General features: G+C 60.7%; 23 protein-coding genes and 2 pseudogenes. 13 read left to right on the forward strand and 12 right to left on the reverse strand.

The window, feature by feature from the left end:
• Positions 1 to 358 (reverse strand): annotated as a pseudogene (locus U1H99_RS15800) (PepSY domain-containing protein); the annotation flags it as partial.
• Positions 359 to 364: 6 nt separating this feature from the next.
• Positions 365 to 1,717, reverse strand: a complete 1,353-nt coding sequence (locus tag U1H99_RS15805) for a TonB-dependent receptor (protein WP_323142684.1) — start codon at positions 1,715 to 1,717, stop codon at positions 365 to 367.
• Between the two features lie 129 nt (positions 1,718 to 1,846).
• Between U1H99_RS15805 and U1H99_RS15810 the strand changes: the two genes are divergently transcribed.
• From U1H99_RS15810 to U1H99_RS15825, 4 genes are read left to right on the forward strand one after another with little or no spacing between them, the layout of a single operon-like run.
• Positions 1,847 to 3,439: an ABC transporter substrate-binding protein gene (locus U1H99_RS15810; protein ID WP_323142685.1), complete on the forward strand. Its 1,593-nt coding sequence runs from the start codon at positions 1,847 to 1,849 to the stop codon at positions 3,437 to 3,439.
• Positions 3,430 to 4,377: an ABC transporter permease gene (locus U1H99_RS15815; RefSeq protein WP_323142686.1), complete on the forward strand. Its 948-nt coding sequence runs from the start codon at positions 3,430 to 3,432 to the stop codon at positions 4,375 to 4,377. The genes U1H99_RS15810 and U1H99_RS15815 overlap by 10 nt, the downstream gene beginning before the upstream one ends.
• On the forward strand, positions 4,374 to 5,210 hold the full coding sequence (locus U1H99_RS15820; RefSeq protein WP_323142687.1) for an ABC transporter permease: 837 nt from the start codon (positions 4,374 to 4,376) through the stop codon (positions 5,208 to 5,210). The genes U1H99_RS15815 and U1H99_RS15820 overlap by 4 nt, the downstream gene beginning before the upstream one ends.
• On the forward strand, positions 5,207 to 6,643 hold the full coding sequence (locus tag U1H99_RS15825; protein ID WP_323142688.1) for an ABC transporter ATP-binding protein: 1,437 nt from the start codon (positions 5,207 to 5,209) through the stop codon (positions 6,641 to 6,643). The genes U1H99_RS15820 and U1H99_RS15825 overlap by 4 nt, the downstream gene beginning before the upstream one ends.
• 1,031 nt (positions 6,644 to 7,674) lie before the next feature.
• On the opposite strand, the gene U1H99_RS15830 is transcribed toward U1H99_RS15825, so the two are convergent.
• Positions 7,675 to 9,540 (reverse strand): sensor domain-containing diguanylate cyclase, encoded by a 1,866-nt coding sequence (locus U1H99_RS15830; protein WP_323142689.1) that lies wholly within the window; start codon positions 9,538 to 9,540, stop codon positions 7,675 to 7,677.
• A 646-nt stretch (positions 9,541 to 10,186) separates the two neighbouring features.
• Positions 10,187 to 11,215, reverse strand: a complete 1,029-nt coding sequence (locus U1H99_RS15835; RefSeq protein ID WP_323142690.1) for a zinc-dependent alcohol dehydrogenase family protein — start codon at positions 11,213 to 11,215, stop codon at positions 10,187 to 10,189.
• 106 nt (positions 11,216 to 11,321) lie between these two features.
• Here U1H99_RS15835 and U1H99_RS15840 point away from each other — a divergent pair, with 106 nt between their 5' ends.
• From U1H99_RS15840 to U1H99_RS15880, 9 genes and pseudogenes are all read left to right on the forward strand, one after another.
• Positions 11,322 to 12,227: a LysR family transcriptional regulator gene (locus U1H99_RS15840; RefSeq protein ID WP_323142691.1), complete on the forward strand. Its 906-nt coding sequence runs from the start codon at positions 11,322 to 11,324 to the stop codon at positions 12,225 to 12,227.
• A 304-nt stretch (positions 12,228 to 12,531) separates the two neighbouring features.
• Positions 12,532 to 13,667 (forward strand): annotated as a pseudogene (locus U1H99_RS15845) (IS3 family transposase).
• Between the two features lie 320 nt (positions 13,668 to 13,987).
• The gene (locus U1H99_RS15850; protein WP_323142692.1) at positions 13,988 to 15,286 is read left to right on the forward strand and encodes an AAA family ATPase; all 1,299 of its coding nucleotides are present in this window, start codon (positions 13,988 to 13,990) and stop codon (positions 15,284 to 15,286) included.
• On the forward strand, positions 15,279 to 15,917 hold the full coding sequence (locus tag U1H99_RS15855; RefSeq protein ID WP_323142693.1) for an HNH endonuclease: 639 nt from the start codon (positions 15,279 to 15,281) through the stop codon (positions 15,915 to 15,917). The genes U1H99_RS15850 and U1H99_RS15855 overlap by 8 nt, the downstream gene beginning before the upstream one ends.
• Positions 15,918 to 16,059: 142 nt before the next feature.
• Positions 16,060 to 16,452: a hypothetical protein gene (locus U1H99_RS15860; RefSeq protein ID WP_323142694.1), complete on the forward strand. Its 393-nt coding sequence runs from the start codon at positions 16,060 to 16,062 to the stop codon at positions 16,450 to 16,452.
• A 46-nt stretch (positions 16,453 to 16,498) separates the two neighbouring features.
• A complete protein-coding gene (locus U1H99_RS15865) occupies positions 16,499 to 17,359 on the forward strand; it encodes a replication initiation factor domain-containing protein (protein ID WP_323142695.1) in 861 nt (286 codons plus the stop codon).
• A 218-nt stretch (positions 17,360 to 17,577) separates the two neighbouring features.
• Positions 17,578 to 17,802: a DUF4224 domain-containing protein gene (locus U1H99_RS15870; protein WP_323143256.1), complete on the forward strand. Its 225-nt coding sequence runs from the start codon at positions 17,578 to 17,580 to the stop codon at positions 17,800 to 17,802.
• Positions 17,786 to 18,838, forward strand: coding sequence for a tyrosine-type recombinase/integrase (locus tag U1H99_RS15875; protein WP_323142696.1), 1,053 nt, complete (start codon positions 17,786 to 17,788; stop codon positions 18,836 to 18,838). Before U1H99_RS15870 ends, U1H99_RS15875 begins: the two co-directional genes overlap by 17 nt.
• A 182-nt stretch (positions 18,839 to 19,020) precedes the next feature.
• Positions 19,021 to 19,617: a hypothetical protein gene (locus U1H99_RS15880; protein WP_323142697.1), complete on the forward strand. Its 597-nt coding sequence runs from the start codon at positions 19,021 to 19,023 to the stop codon at positions 19,615 to 19,617.
• Between the two features lie 18 nt (positions 19,618 to 19,635).
• On the opposite strand, the gene U1H99_RS15885 is transcribed toward U1H99_RS15880, so the two are convergent.
• The 8 genes from U1H99_RS15885 to U1H99_RS15915 form a co-directional block, all read right to left on the reverse strand.
• A complete protein-coding gene (locus U1H99_RS15885; protein WP_323142698.1) occupies positions 19,636 to 20,418 on the reverse strand; it encodes an HNH endonuclease in 783 nt (260 codons plus the stop codon).
• A 288-nt stretch (positions 20,419 to 20,706) separates the two neighbouring features.
• Entirely contained in the window at positions 20,707 to 21,441 is a 735-nt protein-coding gene (imuA, locus tag U1H99_RS15890; RefSeq protein ID WP_323142699.1) for a translesion DNA synthesis-associated protein ImuA, read from the reverse strand.
• A gap of 304 nt (positions 21,442 to 21,745) precedes the next feature.
• On the reverse strand, positions 21,746 to 22,930 hold the full coding sequence (locus U1H99_RS15895; RefSeq protein WP_323142700.1) for a MarR family transcriptional regulator: 1,185 nt from the start codon (positions 22,928 to 22,930) through the stop codon (positions 21,746 to 21,748).
• Positions 22,931 to 22,939: 9 nt separating this feature from the next.
• Positions 22,940 to 23,185: an Rz1-like lysis system protein LysC gene (lysC, locus tag U1H99_RS30230; protein WP_445974739.1), complete on the reverse strand. Its 246-nt coding sequence runs from the start codon at positions 23,183 to 23,185 to the stop codon at positions 22,940 to 22,942.
• Positions 23,085 to 23,474, reverse strand: coding sequence for a hypothetical protein (locus U1H99_RS15900; RefSeq protein ID WP_323142701.1), 390 nt, complete (start codon positions 23,472 to 23,474; stop codon positions 23,085 to 23,087). The genes lysC and U1H99_RS15900 overlap by 101 nt, the downstream gene beginning before the upstream one ends.
• A complete protein-coding gene (locus U1H99_RS15905; protein WP_323142702.1) occupies positions 23,471 to 23,962 on the reverse strand; it encodes a lysozyme in 492 nt (163 codons plus the stop codon). The genes U1H99_RS15900 and U1H99_RS15905 overlap by 4 nt, the downstream gene beginning before the upstream one ends.
• Complete coding sequence (locus U1H99_RS15910; RefSeq protein WP_323142703.1) at positions 23,955 to 24,200, reverse strand: hypothetical protein; 246 nt, start codon at positions 24,198 to 24,200, stop codon at positions 23,955 to 23,957. The genes U1H99_RS15905 and U1H99_RS15910 overlap by 8 nt, the downstream gene beginning before the upstream one ends.
• Positions 24,197 to 24,544 (reverse strand): hypothetical protein, encoded by a 348-nt coding sequence (locus U1H99_RS15915; RefSeq protein WP_323142704.1) that lies wholly within the window; start codon positions 24,542 to 24,544, stop codon positions 24,197 to 24,199. Before U1H99_RS15915 ends, U1H99_RS15910 begins: the two co-directional genes overlap by 4 nt.
• Between the last annotated feature and the right edge of the window lie 19 nt (positions 24,545 to 24,563).

Here is a 24,563-nt window from a genome sequence, read left to right on the forward strand (position 1 = left end):
AGCGCTGCGCCACGGCGGCCGCCTCGGCGTCCGTCAGCGGCGCCAGCGCAGCGCCGCTGGCCGCGTCGACGCCGACCCAGCGCTTGTCGGCGCCGAGCAAGCGCCACACGGGCCGGTCGCCAAGCATCCCCAGCCGCGCTTCGGAAAAGCGCACGCCAGCACGGGCCGACGCATCCTGCGCCGTCAGGCAGCACGGGGCTTGCGCCCGGAGCGGTTGCATGCCCGCCAGGCGCTCGCCTTGGGTCAGGGACGGGAAAGGCACGTAGTACATCACGATGCCGCTGGCAAACCACATCGCGAACAGCAGCGCCAGGCCGACGCCGAGCCACTTGTGCAGGAAGATCAGGGTCTTCTTCATCGCGGATCAGAAGCTGGTACGCGCCGTCAGCTGCAGGGTGCGAGGCGCTCCAAGCAGCCAGCGCACGCCACCGCTGCCCGACAGGGCGTAGTCGCGGTCGGCCAGGTTCTTGACGGCCAGGACCAGGGTCAACGCCGACGACTGGCGCCACGCCAGCGAGGCGTCGAGGACCGTGTAGGCCGGCAAGTTGGCGGTGTTCGCTGAATTAGACTGGCGCAGGCCCACGTAGCGTGCGCCCAGGCCCGCATCCCATTGCGGCAGGAAGCGGTAGCGGGTCCACAAGCTGGCCGTGCGCTCGGGCACGCCGGCCGGGGTATTGCCGTCGCGCGCCACAGGGACGCCGCCCACGATCTCCTTGAAATCGTCGTAGCGCGCGCGCAGCACGGCGGCGTTGGCGTCGATGGTCCAGCCGCGCAGCGGCTCGGCTACAAAGGCCAGTTCGAGGCCGGTCGACGACTGCTGGCCGACTTGCTGGGCCACGGAAGGATTGTCCGGATCGCGCGACAGCAGGTTGCGCTTCTCGATGCGGTAGGCGGCGACGGTCCACTCGCCCTTTACCGCCGGCATCCCACCCTTGGCGCCGAATTCCAGCTGCCGGCCACGCGTCAGGTCGTAGCTGACTGAGCCGTTCGGCAGCGACAGCGCGCCGCTCAGCGGATCGGTGGCGGTGCCGAACTGGCCATACAGCGACAACTGCGCGGCCGGCTTCCATACGGCACCCACGCGCCCCGTGACAGGATGATAGTCCTTGCCCAGTGCGACCCCTGTACGCAGGTCCAGGTTGTCGAAATTCATGGCGTCGCGGCGCAGGCCTGCCACCAGTTTCCAGTCCGCCGCGATGTCCAGCACATCCTCGGCAAAGAAGGCGCCGGTTGTCATCTCCGCGCGGCGGCTCGCGACGGTGGGGACCGGGCTGACGAAATAGCCGGGCATGAAATCGTGGGGATCGACCACGCTGGCGCCGCCGTAGGGCGAATTGTTGCTGTGGATGAGGCGCGTGCGATACCACTCGAGGCCGACCACCAGCCGGTTGGCGCGGCCGGCGATGCGGCCGTCGACAACTGCGTCGAAGCGATTGCCCGCCTGCTCCTGGTCATGCAGGATTTCCAGGTAGTCGCTCCGGTTGACGCGCGTGCCGGCGGCATTCAAGGCGTAGCTTTCTGCATTGCGCCAGTGGCGCTTGCTGGTGATGTAGTAGCTCTCGTTGCGTATGAGCAGACCGGGCGCGGCATGGTATTCGAGGCGCAGGCGGCCGACCCGGTCGTTGTAGCGTACCAGTGCGTTTTCGACGTTGAAGCTGGTACGGCGCAGGTCCGGGATATGGCGTCTGCGCCGCCTGCAATTCGGCGCAGCGGTCAAGGAAAGAAGGTATAAGACTTCGCCGCTTGCTTGGCGCAAGGCATGAACGAACCCGTTCAGATTTCCTATCAGTTATAATCTTGGCCATTCAGCCAGCGCCAATCCAGCGCATCAAGTGAATCCCGAGACATGAGATTTTCGATTGCACCATCACGGCGGCGGCGCTTGATGCTGGCTGCCGCGGCCACGCCGCTGCTCTCCCGGCACGCCGCGCATGCCGACGACCACGGTGCAGCCCATACCCATACCTTCACCGCCGCCGCCGACGTGCTGACCGTGGTTGGTCCTTGGGAAATGACCGGACTTGATCCCTCGCGCGCAGGCTACATGTTCGCGCGCATGGAAGTGGTGGAGACGCTGCTCGACGTGACGGACCGCGGCCGCCTGCAGCCGCGCCTGGCCTCGTCCTGGCAAGTCTCCGCCGATGGCTTGGAATGGCATTTCACGCTGCGCGGCAGCCGGCGCTACCATGACGGTACCCCGGTCACGCCGGAGAGCGTACTGGCCTGCCTGCGCCGCGCCCACGGCCGGCCCGGGGTGCTGGGCCTGGCCGGCATACGCAGCATCTCCCACGAGCGCGGCGCCATCGTGTTCCGGCTGGCACGCCCGTTCGCGCCGCTGCCCTACCTGCTGACCCATTACTCGGCCCAGATCCTGGCGCCGGCTTCATTCGACACGCGCGGCAACGTGGTGCGCATCGTCGGTACCGGACCGTTCCGCATTACGTCGATCACCTTGCCGCAGCAATTCGACGTCGAGCGTTTCGACGGCTATGGCGGCCTGGCCCTGCCGGGACGGGTACGGCGCGCCCGCTACATCAGTGTGTCGCGCGCGGAGACGCGCACGCTGCTGGTGCAGAGCGGCCAGGCCGACCTGGCCTATTCGCTCGATCCGCCCAGCATCCGCGCGCTGCAGCGCAGCTCGAAGGCGACCCTGGTATCGGCGATGCTGCCGCGGACCACCTTCATCAAGCTTAATAGCGGCCATCCGCTGCTGGCCGACGTGCGCGTGCGGCAGGCGATCGCGCTGTGCGTGGAGCGCAAGGGGATCGCCCGCGCGCTGCTGCGCGATCCCGACCTGGGCGCGACCCAGCTGTTCCCGCCGTCGATGGGCCAATGGCATGACGCCACCCTGGCGCCGCTGCGTACCGACCCGGCCGAAGCACGGCGCCTGCTCGACGCCGCCGGCTGGCAGCCGGGCAGCGACGGCATCCGCCGCCGCGACGGCCGGCGCCTGGCGCTGACGCTGACCACCTTCGTCGACCGCCCCGAGCTGCCGCTGATCGCCGCCGCGCTGCAGGAAGAGATGCGCCAGATCGGCATCGCCGTGCGCGTCGTGGTCGGCAATTCCAGCGACATCCCGTCCGGCCACCGCAGCGGCTCCCTCGAACTGGCGCTGGTGGCGCGCAACTTCGGCAACGTGCCCGACCCGGTGGCCACCCTGCTCCAGGATTTCGGCCCGGGCGGCGGCGACTGGGGCGCGATGGGCTGGCGTAACGCCGAGGTGCCCGCCGCGCTGGCGGGCCTTGCCGCCGGCGGGCAGGCCGGTGCCGCCACGGGGCAAGCTGAACGCATGCGGATAGCGGCACTGCTGCAGGCGGAGCTGCCGGTGATTCCCGTGGTCTGGTACCGCCAGGTCTGCGCCGCCAGCCGGCGCATCGAAGGCGCCAGCATCGACCCTTTCGAACGCAGCTACAGGATTTCGCACCTCCAATGGATTTAAAGAGCTTGATAACGGCACTAGCGCGGCGCCTGCTGCAGGCCGCGCTGGTGGCGCTGCTGGTCGGCACCCTGTGCTTTTTCATGACGCGCATGCTGCCGGGCGACATGGCCTACCGCATCGCCGCCGGCCGCTACGGCTACGACATGGTCACGAGCGCTGCGGCCGATGCGGTGCGCCTCGAACTCGGCCTTGACCGGCCCTGGCCTGCGGCCCTGGCCGAGTGGTGGGGCCGGCTGCTGCGCTTCGACCTCGGGGTCTCGCAGGTGACCGCGCAGCCGGTAATCGACGAGATCGCCTACCAGCTCGGGCCCACGCTGCGCCTGTCGCTGCTGGCGATGACGCTCTCGCTTCTTGCAGGCCCTACGCTCGGCGTAATGGCAGGCCTGAAGCCGGGCGGCCTGGTCGACCGCGCGACCCTGGCTATGTCGGTGCTGCTGCGTGCACTGCCCTCCTTCCTGCTCGGGCTGGTGCTGGTGCTGCTATTTTCGGTGCGCCTGGGCGTGCTGCCGGCGGCCGGGCACGACGACCATGGCAGCATCTTGCTGCCCGCGCTGACGCTGGCGCTGGGCATGGCGGCCGTGTCCTGCCGCGTGGCCCGCGACGCCATGGTGCGGGTGCGCGGCTCGGCCTACTTCGCCTTCGCCCTGACCAAAGGCTTGACGCTGCGCCAGGCGCTGCTGCGGCACGGCGTGCGCAACGTCGCCGCGCCGGTCGTCGCCTACCTCGGAGTCCAGCTCGTGTATCTCGTCGAAGGCGTGGTGCTGGTGGAAACCATCTTCGCCTGGCCCGGCATCGGCCACGCGCTGGTGCATGCGATCTTCGGCCGCGACGTGCCGATGATCCAAGGCACGGCGCTGATGTTGGGCCTGATGTTCGTGCTGTTCAACGCGCTGGTCGACACCGCCTGCGCCTTCATCGATCCACGCCGCCGTCCATGACCGCCCTCTCTCCCTACTACCTCCTCGACGCGGCGCCGTCACGCCGGCGCCTCACCCGCGCGCAAACCGTCGGTATCCTGCTGCTGGCGGCCGCCGGCCTGTTCGCCCTGTTCGGCCCCTGGATGGTGGGCATCGATCCGGCCCGCCAGCAGCTCGAGCGCTTCCTGGAGCTGCCAAGCATGCCGCATCCGCTCGGTTTCGATCAGCTCGGGCGCGACATGCTGGCGCGGCTGGCTCACGGGACGCGCCTGTCGCTGTCGCTGGCACTTGTGAGCGTGCTGACGGCGGCCATTCCCGGCACGCTGGGCGGCTTGCTGGCCGCCTGGCGCGGAGGCTGGATCGAGCGCGTGCTGGCGGCTGTTGCGGACGCTGTGCTGGCCCTGCCCGGCCTGCTGCTGGTACTGCTGCTGGCCGCGTTCGCGCCGGGCGGATTCTGGCCGCTGTACGTGGGCATCTCGCTGGCGCTGTGGGTCGAATACTTCCGCGTGGTGCGCGCCGCCAGCCGCATCCTGCTGGCCAGCCCGCACGTCGAAGCCGCGCGCCTGCTCGGCTTCGGCCCGCTGCACATCGTGCGCCGCCACCTGCTGCCCGAGCTGCTGCCGCAACTGTTCACGCTGATGCGCTTCGGCTTTGCCGGCGCGGTGCTGGCGATGTCGGCACTCGGCTTCGTCGGCGTCGGCCTGCAGCCACCAACGCCGGAACTGGGCGTGATGATGATCGAACTGCTGCCCTACTATGGCGAGGCGCCCTGGCTGGTAGGGGCGCCGGTGCTGGTGCTGTTCCTCGTGCTGCTCGGCCTGCTCCTGCTGTCGCCCGAAAAGGACAGCGCATGAACGGCCGCGCCACGATACCCGCCCTCGCAGTGGAAGGCTTGGCCGTGCTGCACGGCGACCGGGCGCTGGTGCGCGGCATCTCGTTCGCTATCCCGCCCGGCGGCGTGCTGACGCTGCTGGGCGAGAGCGGTTCCGGCAAGTCGCTGCTGGCCCAGGCTATCATGGGCAACCTGCCGGCCCCGCTGCGCTGCGAGGGCCGGGTATCGATCGGCGGCCAGCACAGCGCCGCCGCCGACCAGCGTAGCCGCCATCCGGGCTGGGGCCGGCGCCTGGCGCTGCTGCCGCAGGAACCCTGGCTTGCGCTCGACCCGACCATGAAGGTGGGCGCCCAGGTGGCCGAGACCCATGCGCTGGTCGGCGGGGCGACCGACGCGCGCGACCGGGCCGGGCGTGCACTGGCATCGCTCGGCCTGCTGGACGCCGCCCACAAGTATCCTTTCATGATCTCGGGCGGCATGGCCCAGCGCGCCGCTTTTCTCGCCACCCACGCCGCCGGCGCACCGCTGATGATCGTCGACGAGCCGACCAAGGGCCTAGATGCGGATCGGCGCGGCGAAGTCCTCGGACTGCTGCGGACGGCGCAGGCGGAGGGCATGAGCCTGCTGTGCATCACGCACGACATCTGGCTCGCACGCGAGCTGGGCGGGCAGCTGGCGGTGATGCTGAACGGCGCGATGATCGAGCAAGGCGACGCCGCCAGTGTTCTGGCCGCGCCGAGTGACGACTACACGCGGCGTCTGCTGGCGGCCGATCCAGCCAGCTGGACACCGGACCACGCCGCCGCGGGTGCCGATCCCGCGGCTGGCCCAACCGGCCCAACCGGCGCGATCGTGACGGTCGATGCGGTCGGCAAATCCTTCGGCAGCCAGCTGCTGTTCGCCGGTGTCGACGCCAGCATCGGCGCCGGCGAGATTGTCGCCGTGAGCGGCCCGAGCGGATCGGGCAAGACCACCTTCGGCAATATCGTGCTCGGTCTCTTGAAGCCGGACCGCGGCCGCGTGACCCGCGCAGCCGGCCTGGCGCCGACCGCCTTCCAGAAGATCCAGCAGGATCCGGGCGCCGCCTTCGCGCCGCGTATCACCCTGCGCCGTTCGCTGCAGGACCTGGTGAAGCTGCACCTGCTCGACTGGGCGCTGCTGGAAGCGATGCTGGCGCGCATGCGGCTGGCGCCCGCCCTGCTCGAGCGCCTGCCGCACCAGGTCTCGGGCGGCGAATTGCAGCGCATCGCGCTGGCGCGCGTGCTCCTGATGCGGCCGGCGCTGATTTTCGCGGACGAGCCGACCTCGCGCCTGGATCCGGTCACGCAGCAGGAAGTGTTCGCGCTGCTGACCGAACACGTGCGGGCCAGCGGCTGCGCGCTGCTGCTGGTCACCCATGACGGCGATATCGTGCGCAGCATCGCCGGGCGCAGGATCGCGCTGCGGCTGGCCTGATCATCCGGCGCGGGAGGGGCGGCCGGCACACGCCAGGACAGTTTGGCGCGCGGGAACGACAAAGAGCCGGATATTATTTCGGCATGCACAACTTCCTCGGACGGCGGCTGGTAGTCGCCCGGATCGCCATGATGAGCGTTCTGTTCAGCGCCCTCGCGCCTGCAGTGTCGCATGCCATGGCCGCATCCGCGCCGGCAACGAGGAAGTATAGGTAGACACGATGGAAGGCATGATGACCATCATCGTATAGAAGGCTGCGCCGGCTGAGCTTCGAGGCCACAGCCTCTCACTGCAACAAGCATCTCCGGGCTTCGCATCGCTTCCGGTGGCTTCTCGGCGCGGCGGTAGTCGCCGTAGCAGCTGAAGCGAACGACCACACCTGGCGCTCAGTATTGACTGCGAACGCTTGGTTCTCGAAGAACTTGACTCTCTCGGGCCATTTGGACCAAGAACCGTAACCAGATCAACTCACCTTCCAAACTCATACGAAGCTCCGTGAAAAGAAATAAACTATTGGTGCATTATAGCAACTAACGCATGAATATATGACGAATTTGATTAATAGTTCGAATGTGTGATTTTATGGCAACACAAGTTACATAGGCTTTGACAGTCTCGATTTTGCCACGCTACATCCTTGTTTAGGATAGCATAACGCTTACCTGCGCTTGAGATTCGACAGCTCGCTACCGATCTTCAGAGCACAGTCAGAGTAACCTGATACGCTACTATCAAGAAATAAGTGACGGAAATGACGAACCATGAGGTAACCAAGGGAGTTGTTGAGCTATAGATGGTTGCGGTCGATTTGACTGCAATTTTGACAAGCTCGGTTGATCAGGCGCGGCCACTAATGCAATTCAAAAATCAATTGTTAGGCGTCCGTTGTGAAGGTGCGCATCCTTGGCTTACCGGCGGCCGGGATCGACCTGTTCAGGCCATGGTCAACTTGCTCAACAAGGCAACGAAGTACACGCCGGACGTCGACAACAGTCGAGGGCTCTTTAGAGGCATCCTTTGCCTCTCACGCCTCAGCTTTCCAACCGGTTTCGACCTGCTCTCTTGGCGCGGTAAAGCGCGGCATCCGCAGCCCGCAGCAGCGAGCGTGGATCGTCCTCCAACGGATCGGCTAGTGCCACGCCAATGCTGGTCGTGACCACGCGCAGCTCGCCCTCGATGTTGAAGGGCATGGCCATGCAGGCGATGATTTTGGCAGCTACGCCTTGAGCCTCTTCAGATCGGCCGATGTCTTCGAGAACGATGGCGAATTCGTCGCCAGACAGCCGCGCGACTGTGTCGGCCTCACGCACGCATTGGCGCAATCGTCGGCTGAACTCCATCAACACGCAGTCGCCGCCTGCGTGGCCCAGCGTATCGTTCACTTCTTTGAACCGATCGATGTCCAAATACAGACAGGCCATGGCAGTACCTGTCCGGCGGCAACGCGCCAGCGCAGCCACCAACCGGTCCGACAACTCCGCCCGGTTCGGAAGTCCGGTTAGGTCGTCGACGCGCGCCAAATCCGACAGGCGCTTCTGGATCATCTTGAACTCGGTAATGTCGGTGACCATGGCGTAATAGCCCATTACCCTTCCTCGGCTGGTAAAGTCTGGCGTGTACTGATGCTTGAAACAACGCGCCTCGCCATCGACGGCGTAACTCCGCTCGACATCTACCGTTTCGCCAGAAAGAGCCTGGCGCGCATCCTTCTTTATTGCTGCATAAACCTCGGGGCCGTGCGTTTCCAAAAGCGTCTTCCCCTGCGATGCACCGCCAGGGACGCCGCTTGGCCCGGTGTTGTGATACGTGTAGCGCTCATCGGCATTGACGTAGGCGACCCGCGCCGGCACGCTGTCAGCGATCATTCGCAGCCGGTGCTCGCCACGGGCGAGATCCGTCTTGGCGCAGTGAAGCTGGTCGATCAGCTTGCGCTGCAACGCCTCGACGCGTTCCAGCCGCATGTATTGCTCCAACGCGAAGCGGCCGCTGAAGAGCGCGACGATCAACGCCACGGCTAGCCCCAAAAGCCCGGCGATAAAGTCCGAGCGCGAGCCCGCTGCCCACGACTCGCGCGTGACGCCCACGACGACCATCAAGGGCAGCGATGCCACCGGGGTGTACGAAAAGAGCCGCCGCTCCCCGCGAAAAGGGCTGTCGGCCTCGAACGTCCCCTCGACGACCACGGCGGAGTTGGGGCGCGCTAACCCGGACAGGTCAGCTCCAAATGACTCCTCGAACAAGGGGGCGCGCGCGATGATCATGCTGCCCTTCATAGTCAAGGAGATGGACATCTCCGGGCCGAGCCTGGCTCTTTCAAACACGTCCGCGACGCGTTTGGCGTCCACCGGTGCGGCAACAACGCCCAGAAATTTCCCGGATAGCGACTCGACGCGACGGCTCAGAAAAAATAAGCGACGCTTGGACACACGCCCGACGGCTGGCTCGCCAACATGCAGCTGATCAGAATGGCTGGCCAACGCGTCCAGAAAATAGGAACGGTCTACAAAAGACACGTCTTTGACCGGCAATCCGCTGCTCGCGACCACCCCTTTGCCGGAAGCGTCGATGAACAGAAGCCAATGGCGCGAGTCAGACCCTTTGGACGAGGCGGCGAGCAAGGGCAGCACCGCGTCCGGTGTCAACGCGCCGTCGTCAAGTGCCGAGATGCCTGACGCAGAGAGGCGTAGCGACTGGTCTACGGCGTCGATAATTTCGCCGACGTGGGCCGCCATGGCGCGTGCGGTGTTTTTTGTAACCGCAGCCGCCGCTTGCCGGTCCGATCGATATCCCGACACGACTTTCCAACCCAGCAACGCGAAGAGCAACGCGCACAGAATCAAATAACCGAGCACCAGTTTGCGTCGAAATTTTGCGTACCCCGCGTTCTGCTCGTTCATCAAACGCTACTCCCCCGCTGTCGCCGCCAATCGTCAGGCCGCCGCGAGGCGCCAGCGGACTCAACGGGGTTGAATAGATATTTTTATTTTAACAATCTCTTGCGTCGGCGGCGCGCGGCTGAGCCTCTATCCTTCAGAGCTTATGACGCTGCGGTCGCACGGCAAATGCGTAGGTAGCGCTTTGCTTGGCTCGTCAGCACACGCACGACCTCAAAATCTATAATCAATCCTGATACCGGCCGGGCTGAAAACTGATCCAAGGCATGCATCGTGATACACACGCCGTTACTTGGTACGGCAAGCTGTTTCCCTCTGCGTGGTCACTTGGCATGCTGAGCCAAACGGCCGGGAGCGGCCAAGAGCGGACGCTCGCCAAGCCACAAAATAGTTGGATAAATCGAAGGAGCGACAATGAAAAGCAAAAGGAGCGCGCTAATCGAGAGGCTGGGCTCATGCATGAACTTCAAGGCGCGCACCCGCAGGTGGGGGCGCCCCTGTTGCGCTCCATCGTCTCAGCGATCAGACTGCGTCGAGATACCCTGTCCAAGTTGGTTCTACCGCTTCTCGTGAAGCCGCACTGAAGACAGATTGGAAAACACGATAGAATTGGCTAGGATAGCCATCAGCTGCGCTAGGAACAACGTCTTTACGTCCATGACTGTTTGCCATGGTGTGCAGGCAGCGTCAGTACGATTTTGCCGAACGGGCTCGCCGCCAGCCGGTCAAGCGCGGCCTCAATATGGTCGACATCGAACACGGCGTCGATATGTGGGTGGAGGTCGCGCTGCACCAGGAAAGCATTCATCCGCTCGAACATGGCGCGCGAACCGGTTTCCACGCCGCGCACGTTAAGGTTTTTGTTCATGACAGTGAAGATGTCAAGCGGGTTCACGTGTTCCTGAACAACACCGATGATCGCGACTGTACCCTCGAACGCCACGGCGCGCGTTGCGCGGCGCAGGGAATCCGACAGGCCCATGTCGAGGACAAGGCGCGCACCTTGATTACTGGTCAGTGTCTGCACTTCGCGGTCCCATTCGGGCAGGTGCGACGAATCGATGGTGGCCCAAGCCTCGGTGCGCGCCAGCTTAGCTGCCGAACGCGACACGGCAATCACGCGAGCACCGAGTGCCTGCGCAAACTGCATCGCGAACACGGCGACGCCTCCGGTTGTCTGCACGACGACCGTGTCGCCAGCGTGGACGACCCCCAGCTCGGCGACGGCATGCCAGGCAGTCAGCGCGGCCACTGGCAGGGTTGCCGCTTCGATGTCGCTCAGGTGCGCTGGCGCCGATACTAGCGCATGTTCGGAGGCATCGAAATGGCTGGCCAACACGCCATCCGCCGCGCTCGAGCCGATCGAACCGCCCAGCGCAGCAGCGTTCAACGGTCCGTCGAGCCAGTGCGGCAGGACGGTCGAGCAGACCCGGTCGCCGACGGCAAAGCGTGTCACACCGTCCCCCACCTCTTCCACGATGCCGACCGCGTCGGTCATCGGAATTCGCCCATCGATAGGGTCGCGAAAGCGGTTGCCGCGGATGAAATAATGATCCCTGAAATTCAGGGAAAGGGCGCGCACGGCAACGCGAACCATGCCGGGCTGCAGGGGGGCGAGTACTTCGGAAAGCCGCTGCAAACCGCCCTTGCCATCCGTACGGAAAACACTCTTATACATGATTTCTCCCAAAACCCGCAGTATCGATTGACTCGCTCAAAATGACAATCCACTTAAAATGCAAAGGATTGATGACTGAGACGCAACGTAACAAGCAGGATACAAAATGGAAATGTTGAGGGAAATGGCGATCTTTGCCCAAGTGGTCGATAAGGGCAGTTTTGCGGCGACGGCGCGCCACTTAGGGATCACAACGTCCGCCGTCAGCCGCCATGTCGCGCGCCTGGAGGCGCACTTGGGAGGGCGCCTGCTATCGCGGACCACGCGCGCCCTGGCGTTGACCGAGCTGGGCCGGGAGGCCCATGCAGCGTGCGCTCGCATTCTGAGCACGGCGCGCGAAGTCCATGCGCTGGCAGGTCACTACCGTGCGCAGCCGACCGGTGTACTACGCCTCAGTGCGCCCGTCGTGTTTGGCGAAACCTGGCTGGCACCGCTCCTGCCCTCGTTCCTAACAGCCTATCCGCTGGTCGACGTGCGCCTTACACTCATCGACCGCAATGTGAATCTGGTCGACGACGGCGTGGATCTGGCAATCCGCATCGCGCGCGACCTTGCCCCCGGTCTAGTGGCCCGTCCTCTGTTTCCATTGGATTACGTGCTAGTGGCGTCAACAGCTTATCTCGCCGAGCATGGCACGCCCATTGCGCCCAGTGAGCTAGTAGCGCACTCGTGCGCGTATCTGGGCTATGGACGGTTCGGTCCGGACCTGGGCTTGATTCGTGGCGCCGAACGCGCCACGGTGCGGATGGCGTCGCGCGTCACCATCAACAATAGTGCCGCCCTAGTTGCGCTAGCGGAAGCAGACGGAGGCATCGTACTGGTGCCGAATTTCGCGGCAGCGCCCGCGCTGGCCAGTAAGCGGGTACAGCGAGTGCTTGCCGACTGGACCTGTGACGCACCCTATACGGGCACAGTATATGCAGTCTACACATCGGGTCCTCATGTTGCTCTAAAAGTGCGGGCCTTCATCGACTATATGATTCAGGCAGCATCACCGGCTGGCGCAGGATAAGCCTGCAAAAAACCGCCTCAGTGCGGCTAAAATTGCCTAACACAACTCTCTAGTTGTTCTGCAGGCAACAGCCGAGTACACTGAGCTGTGTAGGCCCCCCGGTAATCGGCCAAAAGAGGATATCCAGAGACATACTGACAAGGGGTCTAATGAAAAACATCAGCGACTCAGATTTCGACCAATCGATAACCTTGGGAGAGGCATACTGAATCGCCACGAGTTTTCTAGACACTCGACAGCCGCTGTGGACTTCCCCCACTCCGGTAGACATTTCTGACCTATGATTTGAGCATAGGAGAAATGAATGAGCACACAGCGTTACACCCCGGAATTTAAGGAAGAAGCAGTTAGGCAGGTGGTCGAGCGCGGCTACCCTGTTCCGGAGGTTGCAGCCCGATTGGGGGTGTAGGCCCATAGTTTGTACAAGTGGGTCAAGGCAGTCATGCCAACGAAGGACGAGAAGCAAAGTGCCGAGTTGGTCGAAGCAAAAAGCGAGATCCTACGGCTGCGGTCCCAGATGCGCCGTCTAAAAGAGGAGCGCGATTTGCTAAAAAAAGCCGCACGGTACTTTGCCAGGGAACCCGAGTAAAGTACCGGTTCATGAACGAGCATCGGCACGAGTTTTCGCTTGTGCTCATGTGCCGCATTTTGAAAGTGGCTAGAGCCGGGTTTTATCAGTGGTTGCACCAGCCGATATCGGAGCGAGCGAAGGAAGATGCTCGCCTGGTCGAGGCAATCCGGTATTCGTATTCGGCAAGCGGCGGTGTCTACGGCGCCAATCGCGTCTTTGGCGATCTGCGAGAAGCCGGCGAGACTTGCGGACGTAATCGTGTAGCACGGCTCATGCAGGTCAATAAGATCAAGGCTGTACGCGGCTATAAAGCACCGAGAAGGATTGCTGGCCGGCCTTCGATCATTGCTCCGAATCGGCTGAACCGAGAATTTACAGTCGATGCGCCTGATCAGGCTTGGGTCACTGACATTACCTACATCCGAACTTGGCAGGGCTGGCTTTATCTGGCCGTTGTGGTCGATCTTTTTGCACGCAAAGTCGTTGGCTGGTCGATGAAGCCGACATTGTCGCGCGAGCTGGCGATCGACGCCTTACTGATGGCGGTTTGGCGCCGAAAGCCAAAGAAGCCGGTACTGGTACATTCTGATCAAGGCAGCCAATATGGAAGCGACGACTGGCGCCGCTTCTGCAAGGCCAACAACCTCGAACCGAGCATGAGCCGACGCGGCAACTGCTGGGATAATGCTGTCGCGGAATCGTTCTTCAGCAGTCTGAAAAAGGAGCGCATCCGCAAGCGCATCTATAAAACCCGGGACTTCGCCCGGGCCGATATCTTCGACTACATCGAAGTCTTTTACAATCGAACCAGGCGTCACAGCCATCTGGGCGGTATCAGCCCCGAGGCCTTTGAACAGGCCTCAGCGTGAGGTCAGGATTTGTCTAGGGAACTGGGGGAAGTCCACAGCGGGCTTTTTGACGTACCTGAACAAGTCAGGACAATGTTCTGGCGGAGAGAGGGGGATTCGAACCCCCGATAGGCTATGAACCTATTGAACAAATGAAATTTCTTCTTTTATATCAATAACTTAACTTCTTAAAGATGCACTATAGTTTGATTCTATCGGTGTGAATTTTGGCCAGGGTAACGTCCGCTTCACCCGACTGTATAGCGCAAGTTAGACAAAAAAATAGTGCGTATCAAGTTGAGTAGAAGTAATATTATAATTTTCAAAATCCGAGAAAAACAGTGAATTCGCACTTCAAAAGTTTAACAATCAGCGGATGGAGACAATTTCATAATGTCTCGATTGAGTTTCATCCTAGATTGACCGTAATTACAGGGTCAAATGGTGCAGGAAAAAGCACTATCCTAAATTTGTTAACTCCCCATTTTGGATGGCAACGTGCTTTTCTCGGTACCCCACGGAGACAGCGACGTAACGGCATGCAATATTTTTCGACTGGACTTCGTCGAGGTGGTCATGTGCAGCCGGGCAACTCCGTGATTTTTGGGTCAATAGATTATTCGAACGGTATAACTGCACAAATGTATGTGGGGTCGGAAGGGCAGCAATATGGAGTTACGATTCATAATCAGCAGCCGGTGGTTGGAACATTTATATCGTCACATCGATCTGTGCCAGTTTTCAAGCCTGTAACTCAGATCAATACAGCGGCCGTACATCCTGACCAAGCATATAATGTCTACCAATCAGAAGCTGTACAGAGATTCTCTGGTCACCATAACCACAATAGTTTCGGTTCTATTTACAGGCTTAAGGAAACACTTGTTTCACTTGCTATGTTTGGAACGCAAAGTGAACTATCTGCTGGCGACGAACACGCAATTTCTTATTTTCGTGACTTTGTCGATGTGCTCCGAGTTGTACTTCCGGAAAGCCTTGGATTTCAAGACCTATCCATTCGTATTGCCGACGTAGTGATGGAAACATCGACAGGACACTTTGTCATTGACGCGGCTTCTGGTGGCGTAATGTCGCTCATCGACATGGCTTGGCAGATTTATACTTTCTCTAAAACGAGCCAAGCTTCAAATGCGGCAAGCTTTACTGTAGTCATGGATGAGCCAGAGAATCATCTGCATCCATCAATGCAGCGAACATTGCTGGCAAATTTGCTGAAGGCATTCCCGAAAGCGCAGTTTGTTGTCGCAACACACAGTCCGTTTATGGTTTCCTCAGTGAAAGATTCTACAGTCTATGCCCTCCGGTATGGCCTTGTAGAGCTAGATCCTATATTGATTGATGGAGATGACAGTGCAAGGATGGCAAGTTTAGTTTTCAGCAATAAACTTGACGTCATTAATCGTGCTGGCAATGCTGCAGAGATTTTGCGGGATGTGCTTGGTGTGTCCGTCACCGTTCCTTTATGGGTTGAGGAGCAATTAAACGCTCTAGTTACAGAATATCGTGACCGTGAATTAAATCTCGAAAACTTAAACGAGTTGCGTTCAAGGATGACAGAATTAGGGTTTGGCGAGATGTATCCGACGGCTTTAGCAGGAGTCATAAAAACGAATGATTAAGCTTAAGAAACTAGCTGAACCTGAAATCTTAGTAAATCATGCTGCTGCATGGACGAAAACATTGATTGAAAAAATTGCTTCCGGCACCCCTGCAACCGATGGCGAGAAAAGCAGATATAGGCACGCCGATATTAAAAAGGTTTTGGTGAAGGAAACCAATGGCAAATGCGCTTACTGTGAGAGCAAACTTCTTCACGTTACCTATGGCGACGTAGAACACATAGTGCCAAAATCCACTAAGGTTGATGTAACGTTTGAGTGGAGTAACTTGACACTTGCTTGTGATGTCTGCAATACAAACAAGAGTGACAAATTTTCGCATGGGGTAGGATTTGTAGATCCCTATGTAGACGACCCTGTTGACCATTTCAACTTTGTGGGAGGGCTAGTTCTCGCAAAACCCGGTGACCATGACGCAAGGCTTACCGAGGAAACATTAAAGCTGAATCGGACTGAATTAGTGGAGCGACGCAATCAAAGAATACGATATTTACGTGAACAAGTTGAAGTAATACGACATGCGCCGGCTAATCTTCAGCAAGTTCTAATTGCGAGCCTTCAACAAGAGCTCGATGATGACAAAGAATATGCTGCGATTGCGCGGGCGTGCTTACCATGCCTAATGGCATAGCTTGGAGTTATCCACGGCGCCGGTCGCCGCCCCATGAGTAGGGCAAGAGCGAGCGGCGCGGTGGGTAACTAGGCCACGTGCGCTGTACAAGGGTTGTTGAAAACCCCTTCCCAGTCTATTCTGTCAACTTCAAGGAGCGAAGATGGCACGAAAAGACAAATACCCGACCCCACCCGTAGAGACCGTTCACCCTCCTGAACGTGCGGAACAACTCGTCCGCATCGCTAACGATGCATTGGACCGTTTTATCGGCACAGCCGACGAGTTAGAGAAAGCCTTGGGCATGCTGATGCTGGGCGACTACATGGGCTGGAAGGTCTTGGTCGTCATCCATAACAAACGGACGATCAGGAAGTACGAGGAAATACTCGGCATCTCAGTCCGTGAGTTCTTCCCTGAAGAAGGACCGATTGCTCTTCGGTCGTTGGGGTACAGCATTGCGAAAGAGCTTGGCAGCTTCTGGAAGGTCGTGAGCGGTGACATCTCTGTCGAAGATCGGCGCGAGCTCGCTGGCACGAACGGCACAAAGGGGTAATCAATACCCTTGACAAGGGGTAATAAATACCCCTATTGTAGGGGTCATGGATACCCCTATACATTCTTTTGTCGAAGTCCAGAGCGAAGGGCCGACCGCAATGCCGGCCGCGCCAGCGGGCGCCATCGCGGTCGGCACGCCGCTCCCCCCGTCTGGTAATACGGGGGGAAAGTTTCCATCCGACGAGCCAGACTCAGTCCACCCGTACGCGGCGATCACGGATTATCTGAACTGTACTTTCGCCTTTGGCGAGTTCGTAGATGCGCTACCGATCTTTGTTCGTCAACTAGTTGACGTTTTGGGCGAGAAGTTTGGTCCTGTCGTTGAGCGTCCTGGCAAAGGTCATATCGGCTACAAGAAGTCATTCGTGCTTGGTAATACAGCCGCCTTGTTCGCCTATGGCGGCCAGCGCGGTACAGCTCTTATCAGCCTGCCCGGCGAGGCCTGCTCAGTCATCCGAGACTGGCGTCCTGTTCTCTCGCTTCTCTCTTCTTTTCCATCATCCCGTATCACGCGATGGGACGGTGCCGTCGACGATTTTTCCGGATTTCATTCGGTCGACTACGCGGTTGCTTGTTACTGGCGGGGCGATTTCAACGCAGGTGGCAAAACACCATCGTGCAACCAGAACGGCAACTGGATTCAGCCAGACGGAACGGGCCGAACCTTCTATGTTGGGAAGCGCAAGAACGGCAAGATGCTCCGGGTCTACGAAAAAGGTATGCAACTGGACCACCGGGGACATCCATGGGTACGCTGGGAAGTAGAGCTTCATAACGTTGATCGCGTGATTCCATGGGAGGTGCTCCTGGAACCGGCTCGGTACGTCGTCGGTAGCTACCCCAAGGCGCTGCAATGGGTGCAGAAAGAGATGTGTCGCATTCGAACCATTCAACAGCAGACCTAAATCAGCTACGAACACCTGGTTGAGTACGCTGGTCGTGCGTACGGCCCACTGCTCAACGTGATGCTTGATGTCGAAGGGACGTCAGATGCGGTCCTGGAACGACTCTATCGCATCGGTACGCCACGTCGATTACAGCATCCCCTGGTTGATTCGCCGAGCGAGTTCATCACGCCGCACCGTAAGGACGATGAGGAGATGAAGGCATGACCGTCCAGCCCATGTTCCTGTCCAAGGAGGAGCTACAAGCCCTTACCAATCGCATCCAGTACGCAGCCCAGGTCCGCACGCTACGTGCCATGGGAATACAGCACTGCGTGCGTCCTGACGGCTCTGTAGCGGTCATGCGAGGTCACATCGAATCAATGTTTGGCATGCAGAGCCGAGTGACTACCAGAACACCTGTCGAGCCGAATTGGGGAGCTTTGCATGCCACGTCCGCGTAGGCCAGAGAACAAAGGGTTGCCTTCCCGTTGGCGTTTCGATCATGGAGCGTATTACTATCAGGTGCCAATCGGTGCTGAAGGGGCGTGGGACGGCAAGCGCTCATTTAGGCTGGGGAGGACGCTCCCGGAGGCGTACCGGGCCTGGGCCGACCGTATCGGGAGCGTTGATCATGCGAGCACGATCGGCGCATTGCTGGACCGTTACGCGCTTGAGGTCATCCCAACGAAAGGAATATCGACCCAAGCCCACAACAGGGTAGCGATCAAGCCGCTACGCGCTGTGTTCGCTGATGTTCGACTGCATGACCTAAAGCCGAGGCACGTCTACTTGTACGTCGAAAAGCGCGCAGCGAAGACTGCCGCACGGCGTGAGATTGAGATTCTGTCCCATGCTTTCACAAAAGCCGTTGAGTGGGGCTATCTCGACCGACACCCATTCAAGGGTGAGATACGGCTCACTGGCGAAAAGCCCCGGGAACGATACGTGGAGGATTGGGAGGTTGTAGAGTGCCTGTCCCTCTCTGCGCGCCGCAGCGCGGGCAGTATCAAGGCTGTGCAGGCGTACATTCGTCTCAAGCTGCTGACGGGTATGCGCCGCGGCGATTTGCTGCGCCTGACGGTATCAGACCTGAAGGACGATGGAATTGACGTATCTCCACGAAAGACGCTGGGCACGACAGGAAAACGGTTGATCATTCGATGGTCTGATGAGCTGCGCGATGCGGTCCAGCTAGCGAAAGATGTCCGACCTAGCAGCCGGTCTCCCTATCTCTTCTGCACGCGAGTAGGCGAATGCTATTTCGATGAAGAGACTGGACGCGCGGGCGGCTGGGACTCGATGTGGCGCGGGTTTATGGCTAGGCTGTTGACTGAAACGAAGGTTGTTGTCCGCTTCACTGAACACGATTTGAGGGCGAAGTGTGCAAGCGATGCCAAAACGCTTGAGCACGCAAGAGCCTTACTCGCACATGCGGACGGACGTCTGACCGACCGCGTATATCGTAGAAAGCCCGAGATGGTAGACCCGTTGCGCTGATTGCCTGCCGATGCCTGTTGTTGAGTTGTCGGTTCGGTTATCATTAATGAAGGCCGGATCGAGGCCTGGCAGCCCACCTTGCGCACCCGGACGGGACGATCATCTTCAATTACCTCTTGAGATTCCCTTTATTGCGGAGTTCGGTAGTGGGCGCTGGACTTGCCGCATGAAGGAGTGTCTCAATGCCCAAAGAGTATATTTTTTCCTCAGCCACTTTCGGGAAATGGAAGCAGCAGGCCCGAGCCCTGAAGCGATCAAGCCAGCTGTCGCATCATCAAGCACTCGACCATGTAGCCAAGGCACACAGGTTCGACGACTGGCATCAGGTCGTCACCGAGGCTAAGCTCAACCACGTCAGCGAAACGGCGTATCGGTCTGGACTCGTTGTAGCCTACGACGTCAAAGATGCGATGGACAGCTGGGTTCCCGATGCCTCGTTCGTCGACGATTCACGTGTGTATCACTTCTGCGAGAACGATATTTTTGCCTGGTACCGTCGAGGCGACGATGAAGTAGACGGGGAAGAAAGAAACGCGATTCCGACAGACCCGACTGAGTACAGGGAAGAGTTCGAAGAATGGCTCATGAACGTTTACCTGTTTCGTTATACCGGGACGTGCTTACCGCCGACACCAGCGAAGGTTTTGCCGCTGCTACATAAACGATGCTTCTTCGGCCCGATGTTCTTCTGGTATCAAGGGAGGTTCATCGATCCATGGCGCGATTTGGCTGTCAACAACGTCCTAGACATGACTGGGAACACCGAGCCCAACATCTAGTGAGTAGCATGACAAAGGCTAGGCATCTGAGTCAGCTTCGGCGTAGGTTTTTTGCGCAAGGTCCCATTGTTGGTGTAGTGCTGCCATAGATGGCTGCTGGGCAGGATGCGCAGGTTGTAAGACCTGGCGGCCCGACAGATCACGATAAGTCGGGTCGTCAACTTCCGCGCTCACCCAAAGCCTGCGCGTCAGGGGATCGATAGCGACCAAACCCAAGTCCCATAAGGTATGTAGGTCCGCACGAAGCAACAGACCATTGCTGATCGAGTTCGTATCCGGGCCCAGATACGGTGTGATGTGTGCGGCTTCCAGTAGAGGCGTTACGGGGCAGGCCGTGATTGCACAGCGACCGCCATATGCAGCGATCAGCGCTTTCCTGAACTTCTGTTGGCCCCGCCTCTGAACGACTTGACGTAGTACGCGTGCGCGTGCGTCATCTTGCCCTGTAGGGTCGAACGGCACACCTTGCTCGGATACGATCTGCGCTACCTGCCGTTGGTACGGGCCGTATTCACCGGCGTCAGCTTCGGAGGTAAGGGAGCGAAGGTACTTCTCGTAATTGCTGAGTGCCGCTGCGTACATCCCGTTGCCGGTTGTGTTCCTATCCTTGAATTCGGGCGTTTGCCGTAGTTGCTGGGCCAGGGTAAGGAACTCTGCGAGGTCCGAGATGTTGCCGATCTGCTTCTTCGTCAGTTGATGGCCGATAGCCCAGTTAGTCAAACGCCCCTTGATGGCGCCTACGTAACTGTTAGCCGACTTTTCCGAGAGCCCTGCTGACTTCATCCATTCCGCAAAGTCCATCTTGCGCCTTCAAAAAATATTAAACAGGCAAGATAGCATCGTTTCGAATAGCGCACAGCAAATCTATAGCGCAGACAAAGAAAAAGCCGACTTAGAAAAGTCGGCTTTTGTCTTAAAAATCATGTACTTAATCTTGGCGGAGAGACGGGGATTCGAACCCCGGATAGGCTATGAACCTCTCCATTTGATTACTTATTGTAGCAATATAATCAATATCTTACGTGCACTAAAATGTACTATAGATTTTACTGAGTCGCCTCATAACCCATTGTTTTGATTGGGCTGACGTCAGTTCAATAGTACAGATTTTTGCGCCTTTTCCGCGACATGCTCAGATGCCAGTTGTGTCTGCGCAGAGTGAATGGCCGGGTGCCGTTGCGGCATCGGACGGGTGCCGGAGCCGATGGACATGGGCAAGAACAGTGTTTGATCAGTGCTGGGCCCGCGCCGCTTCACAAACCCGATGTCGAGCCCGCCGGCGGCCGGCCGCAATGCCAGGCGCAGCGGCGCGACCGAAGCATCCTGGGCCGCGGCGACCGGCCGGAACACGAAGCACAGCGTCTCGCCGGCCTGGGCCGCCAAGTGCAGGCGCCGCAGACTTTCTTGCCGTACATGCGTCTGCCACAGCAACAGCGCACCGCACGCCCCACTGCGCAGCACCTGCTCGGCCGCCCATAGCGTGTCGGCTGTGGTCTTCGCGCGCAGCCAGAGCGCTTGGTCTGGGGCGACGCCCATCGCCGCCAGCGCAAGCGCCTGAGGCGGGTGCGGCGGCTCGAGCATGACGATCTTGCGCTTCGCGACCTTACCCAGCGCCGGCGCCAGCAGGCGCATCTCGCCAATGCCGGGCTGCTGGGTCAGCAACTCGGTGAGCGATCCGGTCGGCCAGCCGCCGCCGGGTAGTTGATTCGACAGGGCCGTATAACCGGTCTCGACGCACTTTGTCGTCGAGCGGCCGAGTTGTGACGCGCGCCACAGCGCAGGATGGAGAGCCTCGGGATTGAGCGTAGCGGCGTGAGTGTTCATAGTGATGCATGGAAATACTGTATGTTTATACAGTATCGTTAAATTCACCTTTTGACAAGTCCGATTTGCCGGGACGTTTGCTATCCTTGTTTGATATATATCAAGACGCGACCAGCCAAGCGGGCGCAGGCTTACTTCATGAACAAGCGAATTGACAGGCTTTCGGCGGTGATTGTCGATGCCATACTCAACAATCAAGAGAGGCAGAGTACGACCGGAATGGCTCGCGCCATGGTCGAAAACGGCATACCTCTCCAGGTCGCGATTCGGGTGATCGCCCGCCCCTGGGAGCGGAGAGGCGCCTCTACGTCGCCGACGAGAGCATCTCCGGAGTAACAGTATTCCGGCAGACCTGACCGAACTCACTGTGATAGGTGATAGCCGTGCACTGCCGCTCGCTCATCCAGCCGCCGCGCGCGGCGTAGGCGTCCCTGGCCGCCAAGGTCGAATGCTGGACCACCGTCATGCCCGAGTGCTCTTTTTCCTCGAAATGGTGGCGGTGACCCGTATGCGCATACCGGCGCGTGGTCGCGCCCCATACCTTCGGGAACTGGGCGGCGAACAGCAGCGGCAGCTGGTCGTTCTTCTTCAGGTGGCCGTGGTGCCAGGCGAGCATGGTCTCGCCGTGCTGATAGACGTAGTACGGCAACTCCGAATCGATCACCTCGACCCGCGGCTCGTTCTCGTACAGTGCCTTGAACATCGCGCGCAGCCAGACCGAGCTGGCGAGATCATGGTTACCTTCACACATCAGGACGACCACCTTCTCATGCCGCTCGAGCGCAAAGCCGATCACGCGCCGCAGTATCCGGATCGCCGCCTGAACCACCTTCGGGAATCGACCGTCCTGGTCCAAGATGTGGCCCGACGTCGGCGTCTTCGCCTCGAGTCCGTCGCTGTGCAGGAAGTCACCCAGCTGCGCTACGATGCCCACGCGCGCCAGCGGGCTGGCCTTGACCATGTGTTCGAAGCAGCCGGTAAGCGTGCGCTCGGCGATCGCCAAATCCCAATCCCCGTTCGGATCGAGATTCTCACGGTTCCAGCAGAGGGCCCCGACGTGACTGTCCGTGAGCGTGTACACGCTGGCCAGTTTGTCGTTCGTCACGCGCGGCGCCCGCGCCGGCCTGGCGCGCGGCAGCTCTTCTGCCATCGCCGCGGCTGCCGCGCGCATGAACTCCTCGAGCTGAGCCGCATCGGCGCGAGTCTTCACCCACTGCAGCACCGGCTGGCCGTCCTTGTACAGCGTCGAGGTGCCTTTCAGCATCTGGCCAGGCGCCACCGGGTGCTGCAGGTCGAACTCGGGCGCGTAGCCGCGCGCGGCCGCGGCGACCTTGAGCCGTGCCAGTGATCCTTGCACCGCACTCTTGCTGACGCCCAAGGCGCGGGCCGCCGGCCGCTCGCCGCCGTGCTTGATCACGGCATCGAGGTAGATGGCCTGTTGCGGGGTTGCGTAGTCGCGCAGCTTGGGGTCGTAGGTGATCTTGCTCATGCATTTCCTTTACTTGGGCCAGGCCTGAACGGTCTTGGCATGGCGCGCAGCACAGTCGGCGTACTGCTGCAGCAGGTTGATCGCCCAGACCTGCCATACGTCGTAGTCGGGCGATTCGGGTTTCGGCACTTCCGGACACGGCGCCGCAAGCGCACTATCGAGCGGCGGCGACCTGGTTGGCGGCGTCGATGGCGGCGTCGAGGTTGCGCACCCGGACATCGTCAGGGCGGCAATCCACAGGTAGGCGAGGCGCATTGCGCAGCTCCTTGGTGAGCGCCGCAATCTTGGGCGCGAGGGTGGACTGGATGCCGGCGTACTCGGTGGCGGCCTGATGGATCGCCGCAGCGTCGGCCTGCAGCGTGCTGGCGGCGGCGGCTGCCTGGGCGGCCTGCTCCTGGGCGCGCTCGGCGCGCAGGTTCGCCACGTCGGTTCCGAGGCGCCAGCCGTTGACAGCCCAGCCGGCGCCGAAGCATAGGATCGCGGCGACTGCGCCGGCGCCGATCGTCAGCTGCAGCTTGTACGGCGCCAGGGCGGCGGCGATCACCGCAGCCCCTTGAGGCACAGCTCGCGCTCGCGCTGGCGGCGCTTAGTCAGGCCCGCCACCTCGCGGCCGCCGGCCCGGTTCCATAGCAGCAGCGCATCGCAGGCGCCGACCATGTCGCCAGCATTCGCCTTACGTGCCATGCTCGACCCGCAGAACGCCGACACACCAATGTTGAAAGCCGCGTCGACGAAGGCCACCTTCTGGCCATCCGTCAGGCGATCCATCGGCACGCACCTGGCGATACCGGCGGCGTGCCTCTCCAGGTCGCGATCGAGCTGGGCGTCGCACTCGGTCGGCGTGTAGATGCGGCCAGTCTGGGCGTTCTCAGTGGCGCCGTCGCAGTAGGTCAGGACCCCGCCGATGTCGCGGTAGGTCTTGAGCGCCCTGCCCTCTTGCACTGGCGTGAATGCCAGCAGCGCGGCCGCAGCGCCGGCTCCGACGATGGCGATTAGGCCGCGGCGTGGCGTCTTCTTGATCGGATCAGCCATGCGCCACCTCCTTCGCTTGCGCGGCCTTGCGCGCGCGCTGCGCCGAGCGCACCAGGTTGAACACGACGACCGCGAAGCCGACCACCTTGTAGACGTTCGGCGGCAGGTACTGAGCCAGGGCCGGCAAGTTATCGCTGATCGCCTGGACGATCTGGTCAGTGAACGGGAATGCGGCCAGCAGCACGGCGTTGAACCAGACGCCGGCCGACTTCAGCCAGGAATGGAGGCGCGCCATCATTTCGTCACCGTCACTTTGAAGGCCTGCCAGAACGCCAGGACCAACCAGCCGATCGCAGCCAGCGCGCCGGCGCCGACCATCTTCGTCAGCGCCTCGCGCACCAGCTTGTTGCGCAGCTCGCGCCACTCGATCACCGATTCGTGGTATCGGCGGTGACCCTCCACGTCGTCGGCCGGGAAGCCGGAGAGCAGGCGCGTAGTCGCCGCCTCGGATTTGGCAGTCTTGACGGTCAGGATGTCGATGTTGGCCATGAGTTCGAGCTGGCCGTTACGCAGCTCGTTTAGGACCTGGACGAGGGCGGGACCGCCGACGCGCGCCGCTTCTTGTTGCCATTGTTGGTTCATTGAGGCCTTTTCAGTAGGC

The organism is Massilia phyllosphaerae, assembly GCF_034659755.1.
Lineage (GTDB): Bacteria > Pseudomonadota > Gammaproteobacteria > Burkholderiales > Burkholderiaceae_D > Telluria > Telluria phyllosphaerae.